Origin of the sequence: Micromonospora maritima (assembly GCF_902825405.1) — a bacterium.
GTDB classification, from domain to species: Bacteria; Actinomycetota; Actinomycetes; order Mycobacteriales; family Micromonosporaceae; genus Micromonospora; species Micromonospora maritima.
In genome coordinates, this window is the sequence record NZ_CADEAU010000490.1 from 1 (window position 1) to 3,851 (window position 3,851).

Consider the following 3,851-nt stretch of genomic DNA (forward strand, 5'->3'; position numbering starts at 1 on the left):
GGATCCGCGTCGGCCGGCGGCGCCCACTCGCTGCGCAGCGCCGCCCGGCTCCAGGCGCGAGCGGCGGCGGCGGGCGGCATCAGGTCGGGGTAGTCGACGGGCGGCCCGGCCGCTGTGCCGGTGCTGTCCCAGCCGTCCGGGTCGGTCCGGCCCGGCAGGTCGGTCCGGCCCGGCAGGTCGGTCCGGCCCGGCGGGTCGACCGCACCGACGGGCAGCCGGTCCGGTACGCCGACGGCAGGCGGTTCGGGCGCCTCGCCGGACGGCCGGACCGGCGCGTCGGTGTCCGGCGCGGTGGCGGCGGTGAGCAGCCGGGCGGTGTCGTCGTGGCCGAGCCGGTTGCGGGGATCGCGGCGCAGCAACCCGACAAGCACCGGCATCAGCGGACCCGCGTGCGGGGCCGGGTCCGGGGGCTGGCTGGCCAGCGCGGCCAGCGTGGCCATCGCGGTGCTGCGGGCGTACGGGGAGCGGCCCTCCACGGCCGCGTGCAGCGTGGCTCCCAGCGACCACAGGTCCGCCTCCACGCTGGACGCCCCTTCGGCGGCGCGTTCCGGGGCCACGTACTGCGGGGAGCCGAGGACCAGCCCGGGACGGGTCATGGCCCCGTCGCCGCCCTCGAAGACGGCCAGCCCGAAGTCGGTGAGCAGGACCCGACCGTCGCGGGCCAGCAGCACGTTCGCGGGTTTCACGTCCCGGTGCAGCACCCCGGCGTCGTGCGCGGCGCGCAGCCCGGCGAGCACGGCCAGCCCGATCCCGGCGGCCCGCCGGGGCGGCAGCGGGCCGTCGCTCTCGATGAGCTCCTGGAGCGAGCGGGACGGGACGTACTCCATGATCAGCCACGGGTCGCCCTGGACCCGGACCACGTCGTAGACCCGCACCACGTTGGGGTGGCTGAGCCGCGCGGCCGTCCGCGCCTCGCGCAGCGTGCGCGCGCGCAGCTCGTCCCGCTCGTGTTCGGCGAGCCAGTTCGGCGGCACCACCTGCTTCACCGCCACCTCGCGGTGCAGCTCCTCGTCCCGAGCGCGCCAGACCTGGCCCATCCCGCCGCGGCCGACCAGCTCGAGCAGGCGGTACCGCCCGGCGATCACTACCTCCCGCACCGCACTCCTCACCGCTGGTCGTGGACCACAATAGCCAACGGATCGGACGGTACCTATCGTTCGTCAGGGCGGCGTGCCCTAGCTCGCCGCGCCGGCCAGCAGATTTCCGTCCGGAATGGAGATGGCGGACCGGTTGCCGGCCAGCAGGGCGGCGGCCCGGCGGGCCTGGAACGTGTGGTGCTCCCGGCGGGCGACGGCGTAACTGCCGGCGGTGCGGGCGGCGATGGCCGACCAGGTGTAGCGCCGGGCCACCATGGCCCGCGCCTTGCGCGCCACCCGGCGGGCGAAGACCTCGTCGCCGAGCAGCCGGTCGACCGCGCCGGCCAGCGCGTCCGGGTCGCCGTGCGGGAAGGTCACCCCGGTCACGCCCGGTTCGACGATCTCGGCCAGCCCGCCGGTGCGCGCCACCGCGAGCGGCGCGCCGGCGGCGGCCGCCTCCAGCGCGATCATCCCGAACGGCTCGTAGAGGCTGGGGACCACGGTGGCGTCGGTGGCGGCGAGCACCGCCGGGAGCTGCGTCGCGTCCAGGAAACCGGCGAACCGCACCGTGTCGCCCAGGCGCAGCCGGTCGGCCCGGTCCACCAGCTCGTCCCGGTACGGGCCGTCCCCGGCGATCACCACCCGCAGTCCCGGGTGCCGGTCGGCCAGGTGCGGCACGGCGTCCACCAGGTGTTGCACGCCCTTCTCGTAGACCAGCCGGCCGGCGTACCCGATCAGCGGCCCGCCGGCGGCGAAGCGCGCCCGGGCCGAGGCGACCGCGTGCGGGCGGGCCCGCCAGGCCCGGTCGTCCACGCCGTTGGCGACCACGTCGATCCGACCGGCCGGCACGTCGAACAGCCGGGCCACCTGCTCCCGCATGTAGCCGGAGCAGGCGATCACCCGAGCCGAGGCGTTGCTCAGCCAGTGCTCGACGCCGTGGATGGTGCGGTTCATCTCGCCCGGCAGCCAGCCCTGGTGCCGGCCGGCCTCGGTGGCGTGGATGGTGGTCACCAGCGGCACGTCGAGGTGCTCGGCCAGGGTGACGGCGGTGTGCGCGACCAGCCAGTCGTGGGCGTGGATCACGTCGTACGCGCCCGACTCGGCGGCGCGCAGGGCGGCCCGGGTGAGCGAGTGGTTGAACGCCATGGTCCAGGCCAGCAGCGAGTCGGTGGCCAGCGGGAAGCGGACCGGGTCCTCGGCCGCGCGGACGATGCGGACGCCGTCGGCGTACTCCTCCAGCGGGACGCCGTCGCCGTGGCGGGTGACCACGGTGACCTCGTGCCCGGCGGCGGCCAGGGCGACGGAGAGCGCGTGCACGTGGCGGCCGAGCCCACCGACGAGCACGGGTGGGTACTCCCAGGAGAGCAACAGCACCCGCAGGTGCCGGGCGGGCTGGATGTCGATCACTTCGGCGTCAGCTGACACGCGGCCCCCTTTGAGTTGTGGTGTCCCGCCCCCACGGCGTCGCCGCGGGGGTTCCGGTGGGATCGCCACCCATCCTGCCCAGGGGTCGATAACCGGCGGCGACGCGCCGGTTGCCGGTCTGTAACGCGTTACCGGCGGGCGCGCCGCGCGCGCAGCAGCTCCGCCACCGACCAGGCCTGGAACGGGCAACCGGTGGCGGTGTGCGGCGCGGCGCCGTCGGCGGTCTCGCTGACCGAGCCGAGGCCGACCTCGGCCAGGTGGCCCTCCAGGCCCACCAGCAGGTCGTCGGTGGGCAGGCCGGCCCGGCGGTACGCGTCCAGCAGCGGCCCGGTCAGCCAGGGCCAGACCGTGCCCTGGTGGTAGGCGGAGTCCCGCTCGGCCGGACCGCCCCGGTGCCGCCCGACGAAACCGGGGGAGTCGGGGGCGAGGCTGCGCGGCCCGAGCGGGGTGACCAGCGCCTCGGCGACGCGGCGCAGCGTGGCCTCGTCCGGCTCCAGCGGGGCGTACGGCAGGGACCAGGCGAGCAGCTGGTTGGGGCGCAGCAGGTCGTCGTCGTGGTGCGGGGCGCCGCCGAGCGGGTACGCGGGCGCCGGGGCGTCCAGCACGTCGTGCAGCCAGCCGGCCGGCGCGGGGAAACGGTCGCGGAACGACGCGGTGGCCCGGGAGTGCAGCGCCCACAGCGTGCCGGCGTCCCGACCGGCCAGCTCGGTCAGCTCGGCGAGCCCGGCCAACCCGTTGATCCACAGCGCGTTGACCTCGACCGGCTTGCCGGTACGCGGGGTCACCGGCACGCCGTACACGCGGGCGTCCATCCAGGTCAGCGCCACGTCCGGCGGGCCACCCTGGGTGAGCAGCCCGTCGGCCGGGTCGACGCCGATGCCGTAGCGGGTGCCGGCCACGTGTGCCTCGACCACGCCGTGCAGCGCGGGCAGCAGCTCGTCGCCGAGGTCGGTGTCGCCGGTGACCGTGACGTGCCGGTTGACCGCGTGCAGGAACCACAGCGTGCCGTCGACGGTGTTGTGCTCGACCCGGCCGGTGTCGGCGGTGTTCGCCAGCATGCCCGCCGACAGCGTGCCCGCGTACGCCCGCAGCAGCTCGCGGCCCTCGTCGGCGCGGCCGGTGCAGAGGAACAACCCCTCGTAGGAGATCATCGTGTCCCGCGACCAGGCCCCGAACCAGGGGTAGCCGGCCACCACGTCCGGGCCGGTGGCGGTGCGCACCACGAACGCGTCGGCGGCCAGCGCGAGCGTCGCCTCGACCGCGTCCTCGGGCTTCGCCGCGGCCACCATCGCGCGGTGGCGCCGCCGGGCCGCCTCGACCACGGCGGTCGCCGAGATCGGAAGAGCGTCG

3 protein-coding genes are annotated in these 3,851 nt (G+C 76.3%); all 3 read right to left on the reverse strand.

The window, feature by feature from the left end:
• Window positions 1–1,097 (reverse strand): serine/threonine-protein kinase (locus HUW36_RS27645; RefSeq protein ID WP_174530821.1); only part of this gene is annotated, 1,097 nt, incomplete at its 3' end.
• A gap of 78 nt (window positions 1,098–1,175) precedes the next feature.
• Window positions 1,176–2,501 carry a glycosyltransferase family 4 protein gene (locus HUW36_RS27650; RefSeq protein ID WP_174530822.1) on the reverse strand — a complete coding sequence of 442 codons (1,326 nt, stop codon included), beginning with the start codon at window positions 2,499–2,501 and terminating at the stop codon, window positions 1,176–1,178.
• A 128-nt stretch (window positions 2,502–2,629) separates the two neighbouring features.
• The coding region (locus tag HUW36_RS27655) for an amylo-alpha-1,6-glucosidase (RefSeq protein ID WP_281357565.1) at window positions 2,630–3,851 on the reverse strand (1,222 nt) is incomplete at its 5' end.